Origin of the sequence: Pseudomonas sp. Irchel s3a12 (assembly GCF_900187485.1) — a bacterium.
Classification (GTDB): domain Bacteria; phylum Pseudomonadota; class Gammaproteobacteria; order Pseudomonadales; family Pseudomonadaceae; genus Aquipseudomonas; species Aquipseudomonas neuropathica.
Map to the genome: position 1 here is coordinate 403,587 of NZ_FYDN01000002.1, position 25,026 is coordinate 428,612.

Sequence of the window (25,026 nt, forward strand, 5' to 3'; positions counted from 1 at the left end):
AAAACACCATGAACGCAAAAGTCTGGCTGGTGGGTGCAGGTCCTGGTGATCCGGAACTGCTGACCCTCAAAGCGGTACGCGCCCTGCGCGAGGCCGATGTGGTGCTGATCGATGATCTGGTCAACGACGCGGTGCTGGAACACTGCCCTGACGCTCGCATCATTGCAGTGGGTAAACGCGGCGGCTGCCGTTCGACACCGCAAGCGTTTATCCATCGGCTGATGCTGCGCTATGCCCGCCATGGCAAGTGTGTGGTGCGGCTCAAGGGCGGCGATCCGTGCATTTTCGGCCGAGGTGGCGAAGAGGCGCAGTGGCTGCGTGAAAGAGGCGTTGAGGTGGAACTGGTCAATGGCATTACCGCCGGGCTGGCCGGGGCGACGCAGTGCGATATTCCGCTGACGTTACGCGGTGTGGCGCGCGGGGTGACGCTGGTGACTGCACACACGCAGGACGACAGCCAGTTGAACTGGCAGGCGCTGGCACAGGGGGGGACGACGCTGGTGGTTTATATGGGCGTGGCCAAGCTGGGGGAGATTCGCGATCAACTGCTGGCAGGCGGGATGGCGGCGGATACGCCGGTGGCGATGATCGAGAATGCATCGTTGCCAGAGCAGCGCGAATGCCGGAGTGATCTGGCGAGTATGAGTGATGATGCGTGTGCGTTTGGATTGAAAAGCCCGGCGATTCTGGTGATCGGGGCGGTGGCGGCTGTTGTTGAAGATCAAAAGATCGCAGCCTGCGGCAGCTCCTACTTTGGATCTGCATTGGTCCTGTAGGAGCTGCCGAAGGCTGCGATCTTTTAAAGCTGCAAAGCCAAATCGCAGGCAAAGAAAAGCCCGGCCTAAGCCGGGCTTTTCTCAGAGCGGCAGCTAATTACTTAGCTTGAGCTTCAACCTGCGCTTCTACGCGACGGTTTACAGCGCGGCCAGCTTCAGTTTTGTTGTCAGCAACTGGGCGGGATTCGCCGTAGCCAACAGACTGAACGCGGGACGATTCAACACCGTACTGGTTGGTCAGAACTTGCTTAACGGCGTTTGCACGACGCTCGGACAGTTTCTGGTTGTAAGCGTCAGGACCGACGGAGTCAGTGTGACCTTCAACAGTAGTGGTGGTGGATGGGTACTGCTTCATGAAGTCAGCCAGGTTTTTGATGTCGCCGTAGCTGTTTGGCTTCACAACCGACTTGTCGAAGTCGAACTTAACGTCCAGCTCAACACGAACAACTTCAGCAACTGCTGGGCAGCCGTCAGCGTCAACAGTTACGTTGGCTGGGGTGTCCGGGCACTTGTCAACGTTGTCGCAAACGCCATCGTTGTCGCTGTCGGAGCAGACTTCAGCTGGTGCTGGAACTGGAGCAGCAGCAGGCTTGGAGCCGCCACCGAAGTTCACACCGATACCGACGCTAGGAGCCCACTCGGTGTCGCCCTGGTCGATGTTGTACTGAGCTTCAACGCCAGCACGGGCGTAGAAGTTCTCGGTGAAGTACAGCTTGGCACCGCCACCAACGTTAGCGAAGGTAGAACGGTTACGACCGTTCGAACCGTTCTGGTCGATGCTCTGGTCGGAGAAACCGGCCGAGACGTATGGACGCAGCATGTCGCCTGGGTTGTTGAAGTGGTACAGAGCGTCCAGAGCGGTGTTAGCGCCTTTTACGTTCTTGCCATCATCGGCACGTACGTTGTGCACTTCGTCGTAGCCCAGACGCAGTTCAACGTCGTCGGTCAGGAAGTAACCGATCGAGCCGCCGAACAGGTTGCCGTTGTTCTTGAAGTTACGAGCGCTGTCGAATTGTTCTTTCTTTGCGAAGCCTTCGATTTCAACTGCGCCTTGGCCTTGTGCCAGAGCGCCGAACGAAGTGGCGGCAATCAGAGAACCAATGGCCAAGCCCAAGGTGTTTTTCAGTTTCATCCGTTAAATCCCCATCTGGTGATTGTGAAGCAGTCCCGCAAACCGGGGGACAACTCGGCGGCAAGTCTATCAGAACTTGCCTACACGTAAGAGATATTTGCGCTGAACTAAGTTTCAGCAATGCCTGCAAATTTCTCACGCAATTTATCTAGAGCACGTTTGTAACGCATTTTTGTCGCACTCAAACCCATGTGCATGATGTCTGCGATCTCCTGAAATTCCAGCTCTGCGACAAATCGAAGCACCAGAATTTCGCGGTCAATCGGGTTCACATACACCAGCCAGCGATCAAGCCCGCCCTTCTCCTCGGGTTTCGGCGCCTTTTCTTCGGACGCTTCCTCGAGGGGGTCAAGACTCAATGCGTCCATCAAGCGACGCTTTCGCCGTTCCTTCCGATACTGCGTAATACATTCGTTGTACGTGATGCTGTAGAGCCACGTTTTGAACTTCGATTTCCCCTCGAAGTTCTTCAGGCCATACAGCACCTTCAACATGACTTCCTGACAGACATCGTCTGCGTCGCGATCGTTCCCAAGATATCTCGCACAAACGTTAAATAATGTTCGCTGGTAACGCCGCATCAGTTCTTCATAGGCGCGCGTTACGTGAAAAAGCTCGGTATGCGAGCGCGCGACCAACTCCTCATCAGAGAGCTCGCGGGGGTCGTAGCGCGTGGATAGCGTTTGGGCTTTATTCAAAACAAGTCGTGCCGACAGTCAGGTCAATGTCCGCCGCAACCAGCATCAGCTGGCATTTTGCGGCGGCATACATTAGCAGGGTTTGCCGGATTAGCGGCTACTCACATGCTGTTCCAGCAGGATCCGATTGGAAAGAGAGACTAGCTCACCCTCATCGGTCAGCAATGTGGTTTTAACCGTGCCGATCTCCTCGATCTGGCCTTCGACCTCGCCAACACGCACTTGTTGCCCAACCTGATACAACTCACGCACATAGATTCCCGCAAGAATCTGACCGGCAATTTCCCGGCTTCCCAAACCCATGGCCAGCGCAACGGCCAGACCAACGGTAATCAAAACGATGACGATCACATGGTTCAGCAGGTCAGTCTTGACCTCAAGCTGACTGATCGCGACCGAGATGCTGATGATGATCACCAGCCCCTGAGCAATTCGCCCAAGCCCCGAAGCGTAGTCCAGGCCGACGCCTTCTGCCGCCCCGCGCACCAGCCCATTGGCCAGTTGCGCGAGCAAAACACCTACCAGCAACACCAGCGCCGCGCCGAATACTTTCGGCAAATAGAGCGCCAACATATCCAGCGTAGCCGAAACTCGCTCAAGGCCAAGGGATTCTGCTGCAGAAACCAGGAAAATCAGCAGAACGAACCAGTAAACGATTTTACCGATCAGGGTCGAGATCGGAACTTGCAACCCGGCGCGCGACATCAACTTGGTCAGCCCGGTGCCGCCCATCAGGCGATCAAGACCGAGCTTGGCGAGCAGTTTGGACAGCAGGGTATCGAGCAGCTTGGCCACGACGAAACCCAACAGCAGCACGACCAGTGCGCCGAACAGGTTCGGGATGAAGTTGGCGACTTTGGTCCACAACGCAGTCATTGCAGTGACGAGGCTCTGAGTCCAGAGATCAAGTTCCATATTCAATCAGCCTTATCAGCAGTGCGAGCGGTAGGTTTACGAAGACGGGAAACCGGCGAGACATGCGCCGATCCATTATTCAGGGCGATCATCAGCGCGGGCAGCCAGCGGCCCAGCAGGCTGAACAGATCACCGGCGCCAACTTGGCGGTTGGCGGTTTTGAGTACGCGGCCCAGGCACGCATCGTCGTCGCGGCTGGACGGCGAAGCGTTGAGCATGTCGCGCAAAGACTGTTCAAACGGATCGTGCATACGCACCTCTCGTGATGTCTGTGAAAGACGCGGGCAGATTTGGTCGGGTCACATGCGCCATCTTCATACCCAGCGCAAACGACGGAATAACCACCACTGACCGAAGGCCAGGGTGAGCACCGTCAAACAGGCAATCAGGAAACCATAAGGGCTGCTGGAGAACGGAATTCCGCCGACGTTTATACCCAGCAGACCGGTGATAAAACTCATCGGCAAAAAGATGCAGGTGATGATCCCGAAGCGGTACATCGTGCGATTCATACGCTCGCTCAAGCGTCGGTCTTCAGCCTCAAGCACAAGCCCCACGCGCTCTCGGGTCAATTCGAGCTCTTCGAGATAGCGGGTCAGACTGTTGTTCAGTTCGTTCCAGTAATCGGCATCGTCATCGACAAACCAAGGCAGTTTTATCCGCGTGAGTTGTCCGAAAATATCCCGCTGCGGCGCGAGAAATCGCTTTAGTCCGGCCGCCCGGCGACGGATGTGCAAAATGGCGCCATGCTCGGGAGTATACCGTTCGTCGGCATCCATCTTTTCTTCTTCCTCATCGGCGATTTCCGAGAGGCAAGTGACCAGATCCTGCACCTTGTTGGTGAGGAACTGCGCCAGATAAAGGATCAGTTCGGAGGAGGTTTTCGGGCCGTTGCCGTCGGCCAATTGCGCCAGCAGCTCATCGGTGGCGCGCAACGGGCGCAAACGCAGTGAAATCACCCGTTGGGCAGAAGCGAAAATCCGCACCGAGACCATGTCTTCCGGCTCGGCGCCCGGATTCAGATTGACTCCGCGCAGAAACAGCAACAGTTCGGCATCCGGCAGCGGCAACAGGCGCGGCCGGGTGTTCTCTTCCAGCAGCAGATCGCAGGTGAATTCATTGAGCCCGCTGGATTTGCGCAGCCAGGTCTGGGTCTGCGGATGGCTGCGATCCCAATGCAGCCACAGGCTTTCATGGGCCTGCAGCTGCAAATCGTCGAGCTCAGTCCGGGCTATCGAACGCGCACCGCCTTTTCCGTCCAGCACCAGGGCATGCACCAGCCCCCACTGCGCGTTTTCTTCCTCGAACATCCGCATCCCTTTGTCGAAAAGCTTATTCAGGCATCTTCAGCGGACTCGGCGAGACGATCACGCCGTTGTTGTCCGCATAAATGTAGTGGCCCGGGTGGAACGTCACACCGGCGAAAGTCACCGGGACGTTGAGGTCGCCGATACCACGTTTTTCAGTTTTCATCGGATGGCTGGCCAGCGCCTGCACGCCCAGATCGGTCTGCGCGATGACGTCAACGTCACGGATGCAGCCGTAGATCACCAGCCCTTCCCAACCGTTTTTAGCGGCCTTTTCGGCGATCAGGTCCCCCAGCAATGCACGGCGCAGCGAACCGCCGCCATCGACGACCAGCACCTTGCCGTTACCCTTGAGTTCAGCCTGTTCCTTGACCAGCGAGTTGTCTTCGAAGCATTTGATGGTCACGATTTCGCCGCCGAACGAATCACGGCCGCCGAAATTGCTGAACATCGGTTCCAGCACCTGTACCAGCTCCGGATAGGCGTCGCACAGATCAGGCGTAAGGTAATGGTTCATCGAAAAACTCCTGTAAAAAGGAAAACGATCGAGGATGCTGCGTTCTGAAGAGACGAGTTTCGGTGGTCGCTGTTTACCTTAGTCCATCCCATGGTCGCTGAACGAACCTGAACAAACCCTGAAACGTAATAGCTAAACCGCCACCAAAAATGACCAGATCCGCACATTGCGTCATATCTTAGCCGCAAGCCAACCCGAACGAAATCCCTTCAAGGCCTTCGCACTCACACAGCAGCGGCCAGATCCGGCTTCTCGCCCAGCAATGGCGTGTGCTGATCGTTCAACCAACGCGCCACCAGTGGCCACACCTCGGTCTGCGCCGCTTTGCTCACCAACATCTCGACATGGCCGAAATTATCGTTGAAGCCCTGCTCGCGACCCAGATTGATGAACTGCTTGTGCTCGGAGCCGATCTGCTCGAACAATTTGCGACAGGCCCAGGCCGGATCCTGATGATCCCCTGCTGCGGTCACCGCCAGCACTGGCACTTGAACATCGGCCAGCCCCGCCCACCAATCCTTGTCCTTGTCGCCAAAACGACCGAACAAGCCGTACCAGCGCATGCTTTCCAGCGCCAGACCGATCGGCTCATCTTCCGGGCCACGTTTGAGACGCGAACCCGACAGCTGCGCGAAACGCTTGAGAATGAAGCGCCCGCTCCACTCCACCGGCGGAATTTTCAACGGCCAGTAAGTGCGGCTGACTTGTGTGCCGAAAAACGCAGCCGAAGCCACGGCGGGTTCGCCAAGGTACTCACCACCGAGCGCGGCGGCCAGGGTGATGCCGCCCAGCGAATGGCCGATCCAGTGCGGAATCTGCCCGCTCTGCTCTCGCACGAATGCGGCAATCGCCGGCAGATCGTAACGGGCATAGTCGGCGACCCGGTTGCGTCGGTATTCCTCATTGCGCTGCGACAGGCCGTGACCGCGCATCTCCGGAATCCAAACGTCGAACCCCAGTCGCGTCAGATACGCGCCCAGGCCCAGGCCTTTCGGTGAAAACCAGAAGCGTCGATTGGAAAAACTGCCGTGCAGCAGAATCACCGGCACACCGCGAGGCGTCGAGTCATCGGCCATGCCCAAACGGGTCACAGCGATTTCCACGGACCAGTCGGGACTGTTGCCGGGTTTCAGTCGATACACGTCTTCGCTCAGATCGCCGCGCCGTTCGGCGCTGATCAGGGCGACAGGAAACAGGTTGCTGCTGCTTTGCATAATGCTCTTGCACAAAAAAGGGCGGCATCCGGAGACCCCGCCCTGTTTGAATCATAAGGAACCGAACCGTGTAGGAGTGAGCCTGCTCGCGATGGCGGTGTGTCATTCGAATCGATGCTGACTGTCATGACGCTATCGCGAGCAGGCTCACTCCTACAGGGAGACGCGGCCCGTTCACATGTTGATCAAGCCGGGGCTTGGCCTTCGGCGAGGAAGAACCAGGTTTCCAGCACGGAGTCCGGGTTCAGCGACACGCTTTCGATGCCCTGCTCCATCAGCCACTTGGCCAGATCCGGGTGGTCCGAAGGACCCTGACCGCAGATACCGATGTACTTGCCGGCCTTGTTGCACGCGGCAATCGCGTTGGCCAACAGCTTCTTGACTGCCGGATTACGCTCGTCGAACAGGTGCGCGATGATACCGGAATCGCGGTCCAGACCCAGGGTCAGCTGAGTCAGGTCGTTGGAACCGATCGAGAAACCGTCGAAGAATTCGAGGAACTCTTCAGCAAGGATCGCGTTGGATGGCAGTTCGCACATCATGATCACGCGCAGACCGTTCTCGCCGCGCTTCAAGCCGTTCTCGGCGAGCAGATCAACAACCTGGCTGGCTTCGCCCAGAGTACGGACAAACGGCACCATGATTTCGACGTTGGTCAGGCCCATCTCGTTGCGCACACGTTTCAGCGCGCGGCATTCGAGTTCGAAGCAGTCACGGAACGATTCGCTGATGTAACGCGAAGCGCCACGGAAGCCCAGCATCGGGTTTTCTTCTTCCGGCTCGTAGAGCTTGCCGCCGATCAGGTTGGCGTATTCGTTGGACTTGAAGTCCGACAGACGCACGATGACTTTCTTCGGTGCAAACGCAGCCGCGAGGGTGCTGATGCCTTCAACCAGTTTCTCGACGTAGAAGCCGACCGGATCGTCGTAACCGGCGATACGCTTGTCGACGCTGTCCTTGATTTCCTGCGGCAGACCGTCGTAGTTCAACAGCGCTTTCGGGTGGACGCCGATCATGCGGTTGATGATGAATTCCAGACGGGCCAAACCCACACCAGCGTTCGGCAGTTGCGCGAAGTCGAAGGCGCGGTCCGGGTTGCCGACGTTCATCATAATCTTGAACGGCAGCTCTGGCATGGCGTCGACGGAGTTCTTCTTGATGTCGAAGCCCAGTTCGCCTTCGAAGATGTAACCAGTGTCGCCTTCGGCGCAGGACACGGTCACGCCTTGGCCGTCCTTGAGCAGTTGGGTAGCGTTGCCGCAACCAACCACTGCCGGAATCCCCAACTCACGGGCGATGATCGCCGCGTGGCAGGTACGGCCGCCACGGTTGGTGACGATGGCGCTGGCGCGCTTCATCACCGGTTCCCAGTCCGGGTCGGTCATGTCGGAAACGAGCACGTCGCCCGGCTGGACTTTGTCCATCTCGGAGACGTCTTTGATGATGCGAACCTTACCGGCGCCGATGCGCTGGCCAATCGCACGACCTTCCACCAGCACGGTGCCGGTTTCTTTCAGCAGGTAACGCTCCATGACGTTGGCCTGGGTGCGGCTTTTCACGGTTTCCGGACGCGCCTGCACGATGTACAGCTTGCCGTCGTCACCGTCCTTGGCCCACTCGATGTCCATCGGGCAGCCGTAGTGCTTCTCGATGATCATCGCTTGCTTGGCCAGCTCGCTGACTTCAGCGTCGGACAGGCAGAACCGCGCACGATCAGCCTTGTCGACGTCGATGGTCTTGACCGAACGACCGGCCTTGGCCTCGTCGCCGTAGATCATCTTGATGGCTTTGCTGCCGAGGTTGCGACGCAGGATCGCCGGACGACCGGCCTCCAGCGTGCCCTTGTGTACGTAGAATTCGTCCGGGTTGACCGCGCCTTGTACGACGGTTTCGCCCAAGCCGTAAGCGCCGGTGATGAACACCACGTCACGGAAACCGGATTCGGTGTCGAGGGTGAACATCACGCCGGCAGTGCCGGTTTCCGAACGCACCATGCGCTGCACGCCAGCCGACAGGGCGACCAGTTTGTGGTCGAAGCCCTGGTGCACGCGGTAGGAAATTGCACGGTCGTTGAACAGCGAAGCGAACACCTCTTTGGCGGCGCGGATAACGTTTTCAACGCCACGGATGTTCAGGAAGGTTTCCTGCTGACCGGCGAACGAGGCGTCCGGCAGGTCTTCGGCGGTGGCGGAAGAACGCACGGCCACGGCCACGTCAGGGTTGCCGGCCGACAGCGCGGCAAACGCGGTGCGGATTTCGGCATTCAGTTTTTCGGGGAATTCGGCTTCCATGATCCATTGACGGATCTGTGCGCCGGTTTTGGCCAGGGCGTTGACGTCGTCGACGTCGAGCGCATCGAGGGCCGCGTGGATCTGGTCGTTGAGGCCGCTCAGTTCGAGGAAATCACGATAAGCCTGAGCCGTCGTGGCGAAGCCGCCGGGGACCGAAACACCGGCGCCTGCCAGGTTACTGATCATCTCGCCCAGGGATGCGTTCTTGCCCCCCACATGCTCAACATCGTGTTTGCCGAGCTTATCGAGGGAAACTACGTACTCTACCAAGGTGATCTCTCCACTAACTGTGTTGGAAAAGCTCAGAAACCGGCGGCCCGGGGGAGCCTTGGCCGGTTGTATGGCCTGGACCTGGAAAATAAGTGAGAATGCGGGCCAATGGCGGCCGGCAAATCGCGCCTATCATATCCAAGATTGATGACTAGCTTAAGGCCCAAGGTGCAAATGAAACGATCTGCTTTCTTCATCTCCGATGGCACCGGCATCACTGCCGAAACCCTGGGTCAAAGCCTTCTGGCGCAGTTCGAAAACATTACCTTCAGCAAATTCACGCGACCGTACATCGACAGCGTTGAGAAAGCGCGGGCCATGGTACAACAAATCAACAAAGCCGCTGAAACCGACGGCTTTCGCCCGATCATCTTCGACACCATCGTCAATCAGGACATCCGTGAGATTCTCGCAACGTCCAATGGTTTCATGATCGACATTTTCTCGACCTTTCTTGCCCCGCTGGAGCAGGAACTGACCGAGCACTCTTCCTACACGGTCGGCAAGTCGCACTCGATCGGGCACAACTCCAATTACATGGAGCGTATCGAGGCGGTTAACTTTGCCCTCGACAACGACGACGGCGCGCGCACGCACTATTACGACAAAGCCGATTTGATACTAGTGGGCGTGTCGCGATGCGGCAAAACGCCGACGTGTCTGTACATGGCCATGCAGTTCGGCATTCGCGCGGCCAACTATCCGCTGACCGAAGACGACATGGAACGCCTGACCCTGCCGACGGCCCTGCGCGCTCATCAGCACAAGCTGTTCGGCCTGACCATCGACCCCGACCGCCTCACCGCGATTCGCAACGAGCGCAAGCCCAACAGCCGTTATTCGAGCTACGCGCAGTGCGAATTCGAAGTGCGTGAAGTAGAGAATCTGTTCCGCCGCGAGAACATCCCGCACATCAACTCCACGCATTTTTCGGTGGAAGAGATTTCGGCGAAGATTCTGGTCGAGAAAGGTGTGGAGCGGCGGTTCAAGTAGATTTGTGGTGTCTGGGCTGACGCTTTCGCGAGCAGGCTCGCTCCCACAGTTTGATCGCGTTTATCCCGTTGAAATGCGGTCGAATGTGGGAGCGAGCCTGCTCGCGAAGAACGATTACACGGTGTCTGTTAATGCCTTGGCCAGAGCTTCAAAACCTGCCAGCAACAAGCGATCATCCCCCACCGCATTACACACACTCACCCGAATAAATTGCGGCACCGCTGCATGCCCCACCGCAAACGCCTCAGCGGTGGCCACCAGATAGTTGTTCTCCTTCAACTCCGCCGCAATCTGTGACGCCCGCCACAGCTCAGGCACCTCCACCCAGAAGTGCGGACTGTAAGGGTGAGTCTTGTAGTTCAAACCCTGCAGAACAGGCGCCACCAACGCTTTGCGCCGAGCGATCTCGTTGATCTGTTCGTCCAGCAAACGCTCGGCCATGCCGCTTTCAATCCACAGGCTCGCGACTTCCATCGATAACGGATTGGCCATCCAGCATGTTGCGCGGATGGCGGCACTCAAACGCCCGATCAAGGCTTGCGGCGCATGCAGATAACCGACGCGCAGCCCCGCCGAAACAGCCTTGCTCAGGCTGCCGATCAACACCGATCGCTCCGGCGCAAAATAGCTCAGCGGTATCGGGCGTTGGCGATCCAGAACAGCATGGGCCTCGTCTTCGATAATCAGCAGATTGTGTTGACGACAGAGGTCGGCAATCGCCTCGCGCCGTGGGATCGACATTACAGCGGCCGTAGGATTCTGGATCGTCGGGGTGCAATACAGCGCTGAAACACGATGCTGACGACAAATGTCCTCCAGCGCCGACGGTAAAAGTCCTTCGTCATCCATTGCCGCGCCAATGAGTTTTATCCCGAGCTGGCGTGCGACGCCGATCAATCCCGGGTAGGACAAATGCTCGGTCACAACGGTGTCGCCGACCTTGAGCAAGCCCATCAACGTACACAGCAGACCATGCTGGCCACCGTTGACGCACAACACCTGATCGGCATGCGGGACATAAGCCGCATGCTGCAACCACACCGCCCCCGCCACACGATGCCGCGCCAACCCGGCTTCAGCGGTGTACCCGGTCAACTGTTGCAGCACCCGAGGATCGCTGGCCAGTTCCTGCAGACTCTGGCTCATGAACGCCGCTTCCTGTGCGGGAATCGGCTGATTGCGGCTCATATCGAAACAGGCTGACGGCTCATCGCTGACATTACGAAAGCCTTTGTCCTGCGGCCGTTCTATCCCGCGCTGACACACATAAGTGCCATCTCCGACGCGGGCGACGACCAACCCCACGCGCTCCAATTCGCCGTAGGCACGGCTGATCGTACCGATGGTCACTCCGAGACTGTCGGCCAACAACCGGTGCGGCGGCAGTTTGCTACCGGCATCGATAATGCCTTCATCGATGGCTTGCGCGACGGCATTCGCCAGGCGTTTGTACTTCACGCCCACGCCATTGGCGAGACCATCACGGAGGATTGACACCATGGCAATACTTACTTTGACAGTCATTCTTGCCCCGAATAGCGTGCTGAGAACAGGTTCAATCAGAAATAGACCGTTTTCGCGATCAGGTCAATTCCACCGTTCGGAGTACGCCACATGTCGACAGCCGTCAGCACACCGATGCACATCAGCAAACCCTGGCTCGCCGGATTGATCACCAGCACGCTGTTTCTCATCGTCTGTCTGAGTTGGGGCACGACGTGGCTGGGGATCAAGATTGCGGTGGAAAGCGTGCCGCCGCTGACGGCCGCCGGGCTGCGTTTTCTGATTGCTTTTCCGCTGTTCCTGAGCTTCGCGCTGTTGCGCAAGGAACCGCTGTTGTTTCCCCGACAAAGCCGCTGGTTCTTTGTGTTCGTCACGCTGTCGTATTTCAGCCTGCCTTACTACTTGCTCAACTATGGCGAGATGCACGTGTCGTCAGGCCTGACAGCGCTGCTGTTCAGTTGCATGCCGGTGTTTATCCTGTTGTTTTCCGGGTTGTTTCTGCGCGAGAAAATCTACCCCTCGCAGATGCTCGGCATCGCCATCGGCTTTGGCAGTCTGTTGATGATTATTCGCAGTCAGGGTCTGCATCTGGATCAGGCGGAGTGGCTTGGCGTGTTGGCGATTCTGTGCGCAGCGCTGATGCATGCGCTGTGCTACGTGGTGACGAAAAAACATGGCAGCGCGATCAGCGTGATCACCTACAACACGCTGCCGATCGGTATCGCCGGGCTGATGTTATTTATTGTCGGCTTGAGCGTTGAAGCCCCTGAGTTTGCGCAGGTGACAGCACGTTCCTGGGGCGCCCTGCTGTATCTCGGGCTGGTGGCCTCGGTGGGCGGATTCATCGTTTACTTTTTACTGCTTAAACGCTTGAGCCCGATCATTCTGTCGTTCGTGTTTATCATTTTCCCGGTGTTCGCCGTGATCATCGGCGCCTGGTACGAGGGACAAACCCTGTCCGAGGAGTTGATGATCTATTCGGCGGTTTTGCTGAGTGGTTTTGCGCTCACCAAATTGCCTATCGAAAGGTGGCGCAAATCGTCCATGTAGGAGCTGCCGCAGGCTGCGATTTTTTGATCTTGTTTTTTTACAATCAAAGTCAAAAGATCGCGGCCTGCGGCAGCTCCTACATGGGTTGGTTTCATTCAGTGAGTTCGATCGTCAGATCACGAACAGGTCGACGAAACGGTTTACCGGAGTGGACTCCAGCTGCGTCTGGTCTTTGCACAACGCCAAGATCTCACCGCTACGCTGGCCGGTGAAACGTGTGGCTAGGTTGGCCTTGAACTTGTCTTCCAGCAATGGAATGCCCTCGACACGGCGGCGACGATGACCAATCGGGTATTCCACCACGACGTTTTCGGTGCTGCTGCCATCCTTGAAAAACACTTGTACGGCGTTGGCGATCGAACGTTTGTCGGCCTCGAGATACTCGCGGGTGAAACGTGGCTCTTCAACGATGACCATTTTTTCGCGCAGCACATCGATGATCGGGTGCGCCTTGTGGAAATCATCTTCGTACTGCTCGGCGACCAGATTGCCAAACGCCAGCGGCACGGCGGTCATGTACTGGATGCAGTGGTCGCGGTCGGCAGCGTTGGCCAGCGGCCCGACCTTGGAAATGATGCGAATCGCCGATTCGTGGGTGGTGATGACGATGCGGTCGATTTCATGCAGACGATTGCGCACTTGCGGATGCAACGTCACCGCCGCTTCACAGGCGGTTTGCGCGTGGAATTCGGCGGGGAAGCTGATCTTGAACAGCACGTTTTCCATCACGTAACTGCCGAACGAGCGCGAGAAACTGAAGGCGCGTTTATTCTCCGGTTTCAGCGCCAGATCGCTGTTGGTGTGGCTGAACAGCACGTCATAAAAGCCCCACTGCTTTGCCGTCAGAACCCCGGGAATGCCCATTTCGCCGCGCATGGCGATGTCGGCCAGGCGCACACCACGACTCGACGCATCCCCCGCTGCCCAGGATTTTCGTGAACCGGCATTCGGTGCATGGCGATAAGTGCGCAGCGCCTGACCATCGGCGAATGCATGGGACAACGCCGACAGCAATTGCTCGCGATTGGCACCCATGAGTTTGGCGGTAACAGCTGTGGAGGCGACTTTCACCAAGATGACGTGATCGAGTCCTACCCGGTTGAAGGAGTTTTCCAGGGCAATCACGCCTTGTATCTCGTGGGCCATGATCATCGCTTCCAGCACATCGCGAATGGTCAGCGGTGCTTCAGCGTTGGACACGCGTTTTTGCGAGAGGTGATCGGCCACAGCGAGAATCCCGCCGAGGTTGTCCGACGGATGCCCCCATTCGGCGGCGAGCCAAGTGTCGTTGTAGTCGAGCCAGCGGACGATGCAGCCGATGTCCCAGGCGGCCTTGACCGGGTCGAGGCGATAGGAGGTGCCGGGAACGCGTGCGCCGAACGGGACGACGGTGCCTTCGACGATCGGGCCCAGATGCTTGGTGCATTCGGGAAAGCGCAACGCCAGCAGGCCGCAGCCCAGCGTGTCCATAAGGCAGTTGCGGGCGGTGTCGAGGGCTTCGGCGGAGGTGACTTTGAAGGTGAGGACGTAATCGGCGATGTCCTGCAGGACATGATCGTAGTCGGGGCGGTTGTTCAGGTCGACGTTGGCGCTCATTGCGGTACTCCTGTGCGGGAATGATGAGTGGGTGCGGTCTTCCTCAGGGCTTGGCGGGTTTGGTCTGGTTGATTGCAGGTCTGGGGTGCCTGCTGGTTTTGGGTTTCTTCAGTGAGTGGCCCCTCACCCTAGCCCTCTCCCGAGGGAGAGGGAACCGATTGGGGGATGCTGTAGAGGTTCACCGACGTGAGCGATCTGCGCTGAATACATAATCGACTCGATCTTTCAGGTCGATGCACAACCCCTGACACCTCGGTCGGCCCCCTCTCCCTCCGGGAGAGGGCTGGGGTGAGGGTAAAGCTCTTGGATCAGAACGAATCTCCGGGAATGCGCACGTAACCCTCCATCAGGACACGCGCGCTACGGCTCATGATGGCTTTTTTGACGATCCACTCGCCGTTTTCCAGACTGGCTTCGGCGCCAACGCGCAACGTCCCGGACGGATGCCCGAAGCGCACGGCATTACGTTCAACGCCACCGGCCGCGAGGTTTACCAGGGTGCCGGAGATTGCTGCAGCGGTGCCGATGGCCACGGCCGCCGTGCCCATCATCGCGTGATGCAACTTGCCCATCGACAAGGCGCGCACCAGCAAATCCACATCACCGGCGCCGACCGCTTTACCACTCGACGCCACGTAATCAGCAGGCTTGGCGACAAACGCGACTTTCGGCGTGTGCTGACGTTTGGCCGCTTCATCGAGATTCGATATCAGACCCATGCGCAACGCGCCATAAGCCCGAATCGTCTCGAACATCTGCAGTGCTTGCGGATCGCTGTTGATCGCACCTTGCAACTCGGTCCCGGTGTAACCAATGTCTTCAGCATTGACGAAAATCGTCGGGATGCCAGCATTGATCATGGTCGCCTTGAACGTGCCAACACCCGGCACTTCCAGCTCATCGACCAGGTTGCCGGTAGGAAACATCGAGCCACCGCCACCCTCTTCTTCCGCCGCCGGATCCATGAATTCAACCTGCACTTCGGCCGCCGGAAAGGTCACGCCGTCGAGTTCGAAATCACCGGTTTCCTGCACTTCACCGTTGGTGATCGGCACATGGGCAATGATGGTCTTGCCGATGTTGGCCTGCCACACGCGCACCACCGCAACACCGTTGTGCGGAATGCGGCTGACGTCGACCAGACCGTTGCTGATGGCGAACGAACCGACCGCTGCCGAGAGGTTGCCGCAATTGCCGCTCCAGTCCACGAACGGCTTGTCGATGGAGACCTGACCGAACAGGTAATCGACGTCGTGATCAGCCTTGATGCTTTTCGACAGGATCACGGTTTTGCTGGTGCTCGAAGTCGCGCCGCCCATGCCGTCGATTTGCTTGTCGTACGGGTCGGGGCTGCCGATCACGCGCAGCAGCAAAGCGTCGCGGGTCGGGCCGGGAATCTGTGCCGCTTCGGGCAGATCCTTGAGGCTGAAGAACACGCCTTTGCTGGTGCCGCCGCGCATGTAGGTGGCGGGGATTTTAATCTGTGGTGCGTGAGCCATATTGCTCCTTACCGAAAGCATGGGACTTAAAATCCCATGCCCGCATCAGTTGATTTAAACGGCAACCGCCGACTCTTCGAGGAAGTCCTGAGCGAAGCGCTGCAACACGCCGCCAGCCTCGTAGATCGACACTTCTTCAGCGGTATCCAGACGGCAGGTCACCGGCACGTCAACGCGCTCGCCGTTCTTGCGATGGATCACCAGCGTCAGGTCCGCACGCGGTTTGCGCTCGCCGACCACGTCGTAGGTTTCGCTGCCGTCGATGGCCAGGGTGTGACGGTCAGTACCCGGCTTGAACTCCAGCGGCAACACGCCCATGCCCACCAGGTTGGTGCGGTGAATGCGCTCGAAACCTTCTGCGGCAATCGCCTCGACACCGGCCAGACGCACGCCTTTCGCCGCCCAGTCGCGGGACGAACCCTGTCCGTAATCGGCGCCGGCAATGATGATCAGCGGCTGCTTGCGCTCCATGTAGGTTTCGATGGCTTCCCACATGCGCATGACCTTGCCTTCCGGCTCGACGCGCGCCAGCGAACCCTGTTTGACCTTGCCGTTTTCCACGACCATTTCATTGAACAGTTTCGGGTTGGCGAACGTCGCGCGCTGCGCGGTCAAGTGGTCGCCACGGTGGGTGGCGTAAGAGTTGAAGTCCTCTTCCGGCAGGCCCATTTTCGCCAGGTATTCGCCGGCGGCGCTGTCGAGCATGATCGCGTTGGATGGCGACAGGTGATCGGTGGTGATGTTGTCCGGCAGCACCGCCAGCGGGCGCATGCCCTTAAGCGGACGTGCGCCGGCCAGCGCACCTTCCCAGTACGGCGGTCGGCGGATGTAAGTGCTCATCTCGCGCCAGTCGTACAGCGGCGTGACTTTCGGGCCGGTGTCTTCGTGGACGGCAAACATCGGGATGTAGACCTGACGGAACTGCTCAGGCTTGACCGAAGACTTCACCACCGAGTCGATTTCTTCGTCGCTCGGCCAGATGTCTTTGAGGCGGATTTCCTTGCCGTCGACCACGCCCAACACATCCTTCTCGATATCAAAACGGATGGTCCCGGCAATGGCGTAAGCCACCACCAGCGGCGGCGACGCGAGAAACGCTTGCTTGGCATACGGGTGAATGCGGCCGTCGAAGTTGCGGTTGCCGGAAAGCACGGCGGTGGCATACAGATCACGATCGATGATCTCTTGCTGGATCACCGGATCGAGCGCGCCGGACATGCCGTTGCAGGTGGTGCAAGCGAAGGCGACAACACCGAAACCAAGCTGCTCCAACTCAGTGGTCAGCCCCGCTTCGTCGAGGTACAGCGCCACGGTTTTCGAACCCGGCGCCAGCGAGGATTTCACCCACGGCTTGCGGGTCAGGCCAAGCTTGTTGGCGTTGCGCGCCAGCAGTCCGGCGGCAATCACGTTGCGCGGGTTGCTGGTGTTGGTGCAACTGGTGATGGCGGCGATGATCACCGCGCCGTCGGGCATTTGCCCGGGCACGTCCTCCCACTGCCCGGAGATGCCTTTGGCCGCCAGATCCGCCACCGCAACGCGCGCGTGCGGATTGCTCGGACCGGCCATGTTGCGCACCACCGACGACAAATCGAAAGTCAGTCCGCGCTCGTATTGCGCGCCTTTCAGGCTGTCGGCCCACAGTCCGGTAAGCCTGGCGTATTGCTCGACCAACTGCACTTGCTGATCTTCGCGGCCAGTGAGTTTCAGGTAATCGATGGTTTGCTGGTCTATGTAGAACATCGCCGCCGTGGCGCCATATTCCGGGGCCATGTTGGAGATGGTTGCGCGATCGCCGAGGGTCAGCGCCGCCGCACCTTCGCCGAAGAACTCCAGCCAGGCGCCGACGACTTTCTGTTTGCGCAGGTATTCGGTCAGCGCCAGCACCATGTCGGTGGCGGTGATGCCCGGTTGCAGCTTGCCGGTCAGTTCGACGCCGACGCTTTCCGGCAGACGCATCCACGACGCGCGACCGAGCATCACGCTCTCGGCTTCGAGGCCGCCGACACCAATGGCAATCACGCCCAGCGCATCAACGTGCGGGGTGTGGCTGTCGGTGCCGACGCAAGTGTCGGGGAACGCCACGCCTTCACGCACCTGGATCACTGGAGACATTTTCTCCAGGTTGATCTGGTGCATGATGCCGTTGCCCGGCGGGATCACATCAACGTTCTTGAAGGCTTTTTTGGTCCAGTTGATGAAGTGGAAACGGTCTTCGTTGCGACGGTCTTCGATGGCGCGGTTCTTCTCGAACGCCTGCTTGTCGAAACCGCCCGCCTCCACCGCCAGCGAGTGGTCGACGATCAATTGCGTCGGCACCACCGGGTTGACCTGCGCCGGGTCGCCGCCCTGCAAGGCGATCGCGTCGCGCAGGCCGGCGAGGTCGACCAGCGCGGTCTGGCCGAGAATGTCGTGGCAGACCACACGGGCCGGAAACCACGGGAAGTCGAGGTCGCGTTTGCGTTCGATCAGTTGCTTGAGGGAGTCGGTGAGCGTGGCCGGGTCGCAGCGACGCACGAGGTTTTCCGCCAGCACGCGGGAGGTGTACGGCAGGGTGTCGTAACTGCCGGGCTGAATCGCTTCGACCGCCGCACGGGCGTCGAAATAATCCAGAGGGCTGCCGGGCAGGGTTTTACGGAATTCTGTGTTCATCGGGTCAGGACTCGGGTCACGGTAGTTTCAAAGGGTGGGCAGACGCCAGACTCAAGATTCACACCGTCCCTTGTAGGAGTGAGCCTGCTCGCGATAGCGGTAGATCAGTCGACATCAATGTTGAATGTCAGTCCGTCATCGCGAGCAGGCTCACTCCTACAGGGTTTGCGGTGGCTTTCGGGATCGGGTCAGCTCACCATTTCAGCGACGTTCGATTGGCACGAACTTGCGCTGTTCAGCGCCGATGTACTCGGCGCTTGGACGGATGATGCGGTTGTTGGCACGCTGTTCGAACACGTGCGCGGCCCAACCGGTCAGGCGCGAGCAGACGAAGATCGGCGTGAACAGCTTGGTCGGAATGCCCATGAAGTGGTACGCCGAGGCATGGTAGAAATCGGCGTTGGGGAACAGTTTTTTCTGCTCCCACATGGTCTTGTCGATGGCTTCGGAAACCGCGAACAACACCTTGTCGCCGACCTCGTCTGCGAGTTTTTTCGACCAGCCCTTGATCACCTCGTTGCGCGGATCGCTGTCCTTATAGATCGCGTGGCCGAAGCCCATGATCTTGTCCTTGCGCTCGAGCATGCCGAGAGTGCCCTTGATCGCCTCTTCCGGCGACGAGAAGCGCTCGATCATTTCCATCGCCGCTTCGTTGGCGCCACCGTGCAACGGGCCACGCAGCGAACCGATGGCCGCGGTTACGCAGGAATACAGATCGGACAGGGTCGAGGCGCAAACGCGCGCGGTGAAGGTCGAGGCGTTGAATTCGTGTTCGGCGTAGAGGATCAGCGAAACGTTCATCACTTTGACGTGCAGTTCGCTTGGCTTCTTGTCGTGCAGCAGGTGCAGGAAGTGACCGCCGATAGTCGGCTCGTCACTGACGCAGTTGATGCGTTTGCCGTCGTGGCTGAAGCGATACCAGTAGCACATGATCGCCGGGAACGCGGCCAGCAAGCGGTCAGTCTTGTCGCGCTGCTCGGAGAAGTCTTGCTCCGGCTCGAGGTTGCCAAGGAACGAGCAACCGGTGCGCATCACGTCCATCGGGTGGGCGTCGGCGGGGATGCGTTCAAGCACTTCTTTCAGCGCTTGCGGCAGGTCGCGCAGCTTGCTCAGTTTGCCTTGGTATTCGTCGAGTTGCGCCTTCGTCGGCAGCTCGCCGTAGAGCAGCAGGTACGCGACTTCTTCAAATTGCGCATCGGCAGCGAGTTCGCGCACGTCGTAGCCGCGATAGGTCAGCCCGGCACCGGCCTGGCCCACGGTGGACAGTGCGGTTTGCCCGGCAACCTGGCCACGGAGCCCGGCACCACTGAGTACTTTTGCTTCGGCCATTGTGTTCTCCAATCTTGAATTTGTTAGGGAGTGTGGCGAAAAGATCGCAGCCTCGTTGCACTCGACAGCTCCTACAGGGATCTGTGTAGGAGTTGCCGCAGGCTGCGATCTTTTGATCTTTATTTCTTGGCGGCAAACAACGCATCGAGCTTCTGCTCGAAGGTGTGGTAGTCGATGCGATCGTAAAGCTCCATGCGAGTCTGCATGGTGTCGATGACATTCTGCTGCGTGCCGTCGCGGCGAATGGCGGTGTAGACGTTTTCCGCTGCCTTGTTCATCGCGCGGAACGCCGACAGCGGATACAGCACCAGCGACACATCGGCGCCAGCCAGTTGCTCGGTGGTGTACAGCGGCGTCGCGCCGAACTCGGTGATATTGGCCAGGATCGGCGCTTTTACGCGGTTGGCGAACAGCTTGTACATTTCCAGTTCAGTGATGGCTTCCGGGAAGATCATGTCGGCGCCGGCCTCGATGCATGCCGCTGCGCGATCGAGTGCCGACTCCAGACCTTCCACCGCCAGTGCATCGGTACGCGCCATGATCACAAAGCTGTCATCGGTGCGCGCATCGACGGCGGCTTTGATGCGGTCGACCATTTCCTGCTGACTGACGATCTCTTTGTTCGGACGGTGGCCGCAGCGCTTGGCGCCGACCTGATCCTCGATGTGAATCGCCGCCGCGCCGAACTTGATCATCGACTTGACCGTGCGCGCCACATTGAACGCCGAGGAGCCGAAACCAGTGTCCACATCGACCAGCAGCGGCAGATCGCAGACGTCGGTGATGCGCCGAACGTCTGTCAGCACGTCGTCCAGACCGGTGATGCCCAGATCCGGCACGCCGAGGGAACCTGCGGCCACGCCGCCACCGGACAGGTAGATCGCCTTGAAACCGGCACGTTTGGCCAGCAGCGCGTGGTTGGCGTTGATCGCGCCGACCACTTGCAATGGATGCTCGCTGGCGACCGCATCGCGGAAACGCTGGCCTGGAGTGTTCAGGTTGGAACTCATGACTCACCTCGTTCAGTGGCTGTCTTATTGTGGGCGCCGTCCTGGTAATGACGGGCGATGTTGCGTTTCGAGGCCCCGATGTGACGGCGCATCAACAATTCCGCGAGTTCGCCGTCACGGTCGGCGATGGCATCGAGAATCCGGTGGTGTTCGGCGAAGGCCTGACGCGGGCGGTTCGGCGTGGTGGAAAACTGGATGCGGTACATGCGCACCAATTGATACAGCTCGCCGCAGAGCATCTGCGTCAGCGTGCGGTTGCCGCTGCCTTGGATGATCCGGTAGTGAAAGTCGAAATCGCCTTCCTGCTGGTAATAGCCAACGCCAGCCTGAAACGCCGCGTCGCGCTCGTGGGTTTCCAGAACCCGGCGCAGCTCGTCGATTTCTTCGACGCTCATGCGCTCGGCTGCGAGACGACAGGCCATGCCTTCGAGGGATTCGCGGATTTCGTAGAGTTCGAGCAATTCGGCATGACTGAGCGACACCACCCGCGCACCGACGTGCGGTACGCGCACCAGCAGGCGCTGGCCTTCAAGGCGATGAATCGCCTCACGCAACGGCCCACGGCTGATGCCGTAGGTGCGCGCCAGTTCCGGCTCGGAGATTTTGCTGCCCGGGGCGATCTCGCCTTTGACGATAGCCGCCTGAATGCGCCGGAAGACGTTTTCCGAGAGCGTCTCGGAATCGTCGCCGCTGATGACTGGGGGATCGAGTTGATCCAGCATGATTGTCGACACCTTTAAATCCAATGCGGCAAAAACTAGCCAATTCGCCCGCATCAGTCAAAGGATAAATAGGTATTGTCGACAATCGTCTAATAACCGTAGGCAATCTTCCATTGGTCGATTAACCCCTGTGGGAGCGAGCCTGCTCGCGAAAGCGTAGTGTCAGTCAGCATCTGCTTGGGATGACGCACCGCCTTCGCGAGCAGGCTCGCTCCCACAGGGAATCCCAAGGGTTATAGACCGGTGCCGGCGCTGGCGCCATAAACCCACCGTGCTAGAATGCCGCCCGCATTTGCTGGCCATTTGTACGGCTTGTCATAAAAAGCTGATAGGCACACGAAGGGCCTTGCGCAAGTTTTGCCAAGGACCTGAACCGAAAACGGAACGCTGCGCACCAGGATTTATGAGACTCAAGCCTTTTCCCACATTCTTTGCCCTGTTTTGCCTGCCCGGCCTCGCCGCCGCGGGGGAAAAAACCGTGTACGGCCTCAACGAATACGCTTCGCTTGACGGCATCAATCTGGAAGTTGCGGCCAAACTCGACACCGGTGCGAAAACCGCATCGCTGAGTGCCCGCGACATCAAACGCTTTAAACGCAACGGTGAGTCCTGGGTACGTTTCTACCTGGCCATCGACGCTGCGCATTCACACCCGATCGAGCGGCCGCTGGCGCGGGTCAGCAAGATCAAGCGCCGCGCCGGCGATTACGACCCGGAGGAAGGCAAGAAGTACACCGCCCGTCCGGTGATCGAGCTGGATATCTGCATGGGCACGGCGATGCGCAGCATCGAAGTGAACCTGACCGACCGTAGTGCGTTCCAATACCCGCTTTTGATTGGCTCCGAAGCGCTGAAACGCTTTGATGCGCTGGTCGATCCAAGCCTTAAATACGCTGCCGGCAAACCCGCCTGCACCATCGCCGCTCATACCGCCGAGTAATTTCCATGCGTTCTCTAACCTTCCACCTGAAAATCCTGATCACCATTCTGGTGCTCCTGGGCGTTTCGGTTACGGCCTATCAGATTTTCGTGCTCGGCATCCCGGTGACCGAAGACGCCACCGACGACTTGTGGAACATCGACGCCAAGGTCGAGTTCGTCGCCAGCACCAAGGATCCGGTGAAGATCCAGATGTTCGTGCCGCCGTTGAGCCGCGATTACGTCAGCCTCAACGAGAGTTTTATCTCCAATAACTACGGTGTCGCCGTCAACCGCGTCGACGGCAACCGCAAGGTCACCTGGTCAGCGCGCCGGGCCAAGGGCAACCAGACCCTTTATTACCGTCTGGTGCTGACCAAGCGTTACACCGCCGAAAAATCCAAGATCAAAGGCCCGACCTTCCGCGACAGCATCGCCATCGAAGGCCCTGAGAAAATCGCCGCCGAAGCCCTGCTCGCGCCGATCCGTCAGCACTCGGCCGACGTCGAAACCTTTATTGGCGAGGCGATCAAACGCGTCAACAACGTCAACGATGACAACGTGAAATTGCTGCTGGCCGGCGATCCGTCGACGCCGCACAAAGCCAAAATCGTCGAACTGCTGCTGTCCATCGCCCACGTCCCGGTGGAAAAAGTCCACACCATCCGCCTCGTCGCCGACCAGCCGCAAACCCCGGAACTGTGGCTGCGCAGCTTCAACGGCAACGACTGGCTGTACTTCAACCCGGAAACCGGTGAGCAAGGCCTGCCGACCGACCGCCTGCTGTGGTGGACCGGCGATGAAAACCTGATCACCGTCGATGGCGGCAAAAAAGCCAACGTGACCTTCAGCCTGAACAACAGCGAGATGAACGCGATTCGTCTGGCCAAGCTGACCGACGAAAACACCGACGCCAACTTCCTCGAATACTCGCTGTACGGCTTGCCGCTGCAGACTCAGCAGACGTTCATGATCATGGTGATGATCCCGATCGGCGTGCTGGTGATCCTGATTCTGCGCAACCTGATCGGCCTGCAGACACTCGGCACGTTCACCCCGGTGCTGATCGCCCTCGCCTTCCGCGAAACGCAACTGGGCTTCGGCATTCTTTTGTTTACCGTGATCACCGCGCTGGGCTTGTCATTACGTTCGTATCTGGAACACCTGAAGCTGCAAATGCTGCCGCGACTCTCGGTGGTGCTGACCTTTGTTGTGGTGCTGATCGCAGCGATCAGCCTGTTCAGCCATAAGCTCGGCCTGGAACGCGGGCTGTCGGTGGCGCTGTTCCCGATGGTGATTCTGACCATGACCATCGAACGCCTGTCGATCACCTGGGAAGAACGCGGTGCCAGCCATGCGATGAAAGTCGCGATCGGCACACTGTTCGCGGCGTCACTCGCGCACCTGATCATGACCGTTCCAGAGCTGGTCTACTTCGTGTTCACCTTCCCGGCGATCCTGCTGATTCTGGTCGGCTTCATGTTGGCGATGGGTCGGTATCGCGGCTACCGCCTGACCGAGCTGGTGCGCTTCAAGGCTTTCCTGAAGAAGGCTGACGCCTGATGTTCGGTTTCTGGAAGACCTGGAAGGCCCTGGAAGCGCGGGGCATCATGGGCATCAATCGGCGTAACGCCGACTACGTGCTCAAGTACAACAAGCGCAGCCTGTACCCGATTGTCGATGACAAGATCATCACCAAGGAACGCGCCATCGCGGCCGGCATTCACGTGCCGGAGCTGTACGGCGTGATCTCCACCGAGAAGGAAATCGACAAACTCGACCAGATCATCGGCGGGCGCAACGACTTTGTGATCAAACCGGCCCAAGGCGCTGGCGGTGACGGCATCATCGTGATTGCCGACCGTTTCGAGGGCCGCTATCGCACGGTGTCGGGCAAGATCCTTGCCCATGAAGAGCTTGAGCATCACATCTCGAGCATCCTCACTGGCCTGTATTCGCTGGGCGGCCACCGTGATCGCGCGCTGATCGAATACCGCGTGACCCCGGATCAGATCTTCAAAAGCATCAGCTACGAAGGCGTGCCGGACATCCGCATCATCGTCTTGATGGGTTATCCAGTGATGGCGATGCTGCGTCTGCCAACCCGGCAGTCCGGCGGCAAGGCCAACCTGCATCAGGGCGCCATCGGTGTCGGTGTTGACCTGGCCACGGGTCTGACGTTGCGCGGCACCTGGCTGAACAACATCATCACCAAACACCCCGACACCACCAACGCGGTGGACGGCGTGCAACTGCCCTACTGGGACGGTTTCATGAAACTCGCCGCCGGCTGCTATGAGCTGTGCGGGTTGGGCTATATCGGTGTTGATATGGTGCTCGATCAGGAAAAAGGCCCGCTGATTCTGGAGCTGAATGCGCGGCCGGGGCTGAATATTCAGATTGCTAACGACTGTGGGCTGACGTTGCGTACCCATGCGGTGGAAGCGCGACTGGAAGAGCTGAAGGCGCGTGGGGTGACGGAGACGGTTGAAGAGCGTGTGGCGTTTACTCAGGAAATGTTTGGGCATATTCCTGCGGTCGAAGGCTAAGAGCTGAAAAGCTAAAAGCCCCTCACCCTAGCCCTCTCCCAGAGGGAGAGGGGACTGACCGAGGTGGATGCTGGAAATACGCCGACTT

21 protein-coding genes are annotated in these 25,026 nt (G+C 58.9%); 6 read left to right on the plus strand and 15 right to left on the minus strand.

Annotated features, from left to right (window positions below; genetic code table 11):
• Positions 1-8 precede the first annotated feature (8 nt).
• Complete coding sequence (cobA, locus tag CKW14_RS05270; RefSeq protein ID WP_095124900.1) at positions 9-776, plus strand: uroporphyrinogen-III C-methyltransferase; 768 nt, start codon at positions 9-11, stop codon at positions 774-776.
• A gap of 97 nt (positions 777-873) precedes the next feature.
• On the opposite strand, the gene CKW14_RS05275 is transcribed toward cobA, so the two are convergent.
• The 8 genes from CKW14_RS05275 to ppsA all read right to left on the minus strand — a co-directional run bounded on the left by CKW14_RS05275 (position 874) and on the right by ppsA (position 9,120).
• On the minus strand, positions 874-1,908 hold the full coding sequence (locus CKW14_RS05275) for an OmpA family protein (RefSeq protein WP_095047746.1): 1,035 nt from the start codon (positions 1,906-1,908) through the stop codon (positions 874-876).
• 107 nt (positions 1,909-2,015) lie between these two features.
• Entirely contained in the window at positions 2,016-2,606 is a 591-nt protein-coding gene (gene sigX, locus CKW14_RS05280) for an RNA polymerase sigma factor SigX (RefSeq protein WP_011333251.1), read from the minus strand.
• Between the two features lie 90 nt (positions 2,607-2,696).
• On the minus strand, positions 2,697-3,521 hold the full coding sequence (locus tag CKW14_RS05285) for a mechanosensitive ion channel domain-containing protein (RefSeq protein WP_007916401.1): 825 nt from the start codon (positions 3,519-3,521) through the stop codon (positions 2,697-2,699).
• A gap of 2 nt (positions 3,522-3,523) precedes the next feature.
• A complete protein-coding gene (locus CKW14_RS05290; RefSeq protein WP_008076827.1) occupies positions 3,524-3,772 on the minus strand; it encodes a hypothetical protein in 249 nt (82 codons plus the stop codon).
• A 63-nt stretch (positions 3,773-3,835) separates the two neighbouring features.
• On the minus strand, positions 3,836-4,831 hold the full coding sequence (locus tag CKW14_RS05295) for a zinc transporter ZntB (protein WP_095047747.1): 996 nt from the start codon (positions 4,829-4,831) through the stop codon (positions 3,836-3,838).
• A 22-nt stretch (positions 4,832-4,853) separates the two neighbouring features.
• Positions 4,854-5,345: a ribonuclease E activity regulator RraA gene (gene rraA, locus CKW14_RS05300; RefSeq protein WP_095047748.1), complete on the minus strand. Its 492-nt coding sequence runs from the start codon at positions 5,343-5,345 to the stop codon at positions 4,854-4,856.
• Positions 5,346-5,569: 224 nt separating this feature from the next.
• Positions 5,570-6,559 (minus strand): alpha/beta fold hydrolase, encoded by a 990-nt coding sequence (locus CKW14_RS05305; RefSeq protein ID WP_095047749.1) that lies wholly within the window; start codon positions 6,557-6,559, stop codon positions 5,570-5,572.
• Between the two features lie 185 nt (positions 6,560-6,744).
• Positions 6,745-9,120 carry a phosphoenolpyruvate synthase gene (gene ppsA / locus CKW14_RS05310; RefSeq protein WP_095124901.1) on the minus strand — a complete coding sequence of 792 codons (2,376 nt, stop codon included), beginning with the start codon at positions 9,118-9,120 and terminating at the stop codon, positions 6,745-6,747.
• 174 nt (positions 9,121-9,294) lie between these two features.
• Between ppsA and CKW14_RS05315 the strand changes: the two genes are divergently transcribed.
• Positions 9,295-10,113: a pyruvate, water dikinase regulatory protein gene (locus CKW14_RS05315; RefSeq protein WP_016773826.1), complete on the plus strand. Its 819-nt coding sequence runs from the start codon at positions 9,295-9,297 to the stop codon at positions 10,111-10,113.
• A 114-nt stretch (positions 10,114-10,227) separates the two neighbouring features.
• Here the strand turns inward: CKW14_RS05315 and CKW14_RS05320 are convergent, their stop codons facing one another.
• Positions 10,228-11,637: a PLP-dependent aminotransferase family protein gene (locus CKW14_RS05320; protein WP_095124903.1), complete on the minus strand. Its 1,410-nt coding sequence runs from the start codon at positions 11,635-11,637 to the stop codon at positions 10,228-10,230.
• 114 nt (positions 11,638-11,751) lie between these two features.
• Here CKW14_RS05320 and CKW14_RS05325 point away from each other — a divergent pair, with 114 nt between their 5' ends.
• The gene (locus tag CKW14_RS05325; RefSeq protein ID WP_176471257.1) at positions 11,752-12,666 is read left to right on the plus strand and encodes a DMT family transporter; all 915 of its coding nucleotides are present in this window, start codon (positions 11,752-11,754) and stop codon (positions 12,664-12,666) included.
• A 111-nt stretch (positions 12,667-12,777) separates the two neighbouring features.
• Here the strand turns inward: CKW14_RS05325 and prpD are convergent, their stop codons facing one another.
• From prpD to CKW14_RS05355, 6 genes are all read right to left on the minus strand, one after another.
• On the minus strand, positions 12,778-14,262 hold the full coding sequence (gene prpD, locus CKW14_RS05330) for a 2-methylcitrate dehydratase (protein WP_095124906.1): 1,485 nt from the start codon (positions 14,260-14,262) through the stop codon (positions 12,778-12,780).
• A 308-nt stretch (positions 14,263-14,570) separates the two neighbouring features.
• Entirely contained in the window at positions 14,571-15,761 is a 1,191-nt protein-coding gene (prpF, locus tag CKW14_RS05335) for a 2-methylaconitate cis-trans isomerase PrpF (protein WP_095124908.1), read from the minus strand.
• A 54-nt stretch (positions 15,762-15,815) separates the two neighbouring features.
• Positions 15,816-18,410: a Fe/S-dependent 2-methylisocitrate dehydratase AcnD gene (gene acnD / locus CKW14_RS05340; RefSeq protein ID WP_095047755.1), complete on the minus strand. Its 2,595-nt coding sequence runs from the start codon at positions 18,408-18,410 to the stop codon at positions 15,816-15,818.
• A gap of 201 nt (positions 18,411-18,611) precedes the next feature.
• On the minus strand, positions 18,612-19,739 hold the full coding sequence (gene prpC, locus CKW14_RS05345; protein ID WP_095124910.1) for a 2-methylcitrate synthase: 1,128 nt from the start codon (positions 19,737-19,739) through the stop codon (positions 18,612-18,614).
• Between the two features lie 119 nt (positions 19,740-19,858).
• The gene (gene prpB, locus CKW14_RS05350; RefSeq protein WP_095047757.1) at positions 19,859-20,749 is read right to left on the minus strand and encodes a methylisocitrate lyase; all 891 of its coding nucleotides are present in this window, start codon (positions 20,747-20,749) and stop codon (positions 19,859-19,861) included.
• A complete protein-coding gene (locus tag CKW14_RS05355) occupies positions 20,746-21,468 on the minus strand; it encodes a GntR family transcriptional regulator (RefSeq protein WP_172828118.1) in 723 nt (240 codons plus the stop codon). Before CKW14_RS05355 ends, prpB begins: the two co-directional genes overlap by 4 nt.
• Positions 21,469-21,874: 406 nt before the next feature.
• Here CKW14_RS05355 and CKW14_RS05360 point away from each other — a divergent pair, with 406 nt between their 5' ends.
• Genes CKW14_RS05360 through CKW14_RS05370 form a run of 3 tightly spaced genes read left to right on the plus strand, consistent with a single transcriptional unit; the run spans position 21,875 to position 24,938 of the window.
• Positions 21,875-22,411, plus strand: a complete 537-nt coding sequence (locus CKW14_RS05360) for an ATP-dependent zinc protease (protein ID WP_053116866.1) — start codon at positions 21,875-21,877, stop codon at positions 22,409-22,411.
• Positions 22,412-22,416: 5 nt separating this feature from the next.
• Positions 22,417-23,952: an inactive transglutaminase family protein gene (locus CKW14_RS05365; protein ID WP_093431750.1), complete on the plus strand. Its 1,536-nt coding sequence runs from the start codon at positions 22,417-22,419 to the stop codon at positions 23,950-23,952.
• Entirely contained in the window at positions 23,952-24,938 is a 987-nt protein-coding gene (locus CKW14_RS05370; RefSeq protein WP_095124911.1) for an alpha-L-glutamate ligase-like protein, read from the plus strand. Before CKW14_RS05365 ends, CKW14_RS05370 begins: the two co-directional genes overlap by 1 nt.
• Positions 24,939-25,026: the final 88 nt, after the last annotated feature.

Excerpts from the sequence above, each read along its gene's own strand:
- acnD (WP_095047755.1), bottom strand. The coding sequence starts at position 18,410 with ATGAACACAGAATTCCGTAAAACCCTGCCCGGCAGCCCTCTGGATTAT.
- CKW14_RS05275 (WP_095047746.1), bottom strand. The coding sequence starts at position 1,908 with ATGAAACTGAAAAACACCTTGGGCTTGGCCATTGGTTCTCTGATTGCC.
- rraA (WP_095047748.1), bottom strand. The coding sequence starts at position 5,345 with ATGAACCATTACCTTACGCCTGATCTGTGCGACGCCTATCCGGAGCTG.
- CKW14_RS05295 (WP_095047747.1), bottom strand. The coding sequence starts at position 4,831 with ATGTTCGAGGAAGAAAACGCGCAGTGGGGGCTGGTGCATGCCCTGGTG.
- CKW14_RS05285 (WP_007916401.1), bottom strand. The coding sequence starts at position 3,521 with ATGGAACTTGATCTCTGGACTCAGAGCCTCGTCACTGCAATGACTGCG.
- CKW14_RS05290 (WP_008076827.1), bottom strand. The coding sequence starts at position 3,772 with ATGCACGATCCGTTTGAACAGTCTTTGCGCGACATGCTCAACGCTTCG.
- prpC (WP_095124910.1), bottom strand. The coding sequence starts at position 19,739 with ATGGCCGAAGCAAAAGTACTCAGTGGTGCCGGGCTCCGTGGCCAGGTT.
- CKW14_RS05320 (WP_095124903.1), bottom strand. The coding sequence starts at position 11,637 with ATGACTGTCAAAGTAAGTATTGCCATGGTGTCAATCCTCCGTGATGGT.
- prpD (WP_095124906.1), bottom strand. The coding sequence starts at position 14,262 with ATGAGCGCCAACGTCGACCTGAACAACCGCCCCGACTACGATCATGTC.
- prpF (WP_095124908.1), bottom strand. The coding sequence starts at position 15,761 with ATGGCTCACGCACCACAGATTAAAATCCCCGCCACCTACATGCGCGGC.
- prpB (WP_095047757.1), bottom strand. The coding sequence starts at position 20,749 with ATGAGTTCCAACCTGAACACTCCAGGCCAGCGTTTCCGCGATGCGGTC.
- CKW14_RS05305 (WP_095047749.1), bottom strand. The coding sequence starts at position 6,559 with ATGCAAAGCAGCAGCAACCTGTTTCCTGTCGCCCTGATCAGCGCCGAA.
- CKW14_RS05360 (WP_053116866.1), top strand. The coding sequence starts at position 21,875 with ATGAGACTCAAGCCTTTTCCCACATTCTTTGCCCTGTTTTGCCTGCCC.
- CKW14_RS05365 (WP_093431750.1), top strand. The coding sequence starts at position 22,417 with ATGCGTTCTCTAACCTTCCACCTGAAAATCCTGATCACCATTCTGGTG.
- CKW14_RS05370 (WP_095124911.1), top strand. The coding sequence starts at position 23,952 with ATGTTCGGTTTCTGGAAGACCTGGAAGGCCCTGGAAGCGCGGGGCATC.
- cobA (WP_095124900.1), top strand. The coding sequence starts at position 9 with ATGAACGCAAAAGTCTGGCTGGTGGGTGCAGGTCCTGGTGATCCGGAA.
- CKW14_RS05315 (WP_016773826.1), top strand. The coding sequence starts at position 9,295 with ATGAAACGATCTGCTTTCTTCATCTCCGATGGCACCGGCATCACTGCC.
- CKW14_RS05325 (WP_176471257.1), top strand. The coding sequence starts at position 11,752 with ATGCACATCAGCAAACCCTGGCTCGCCGGATTGATCACCAGCACGCTG.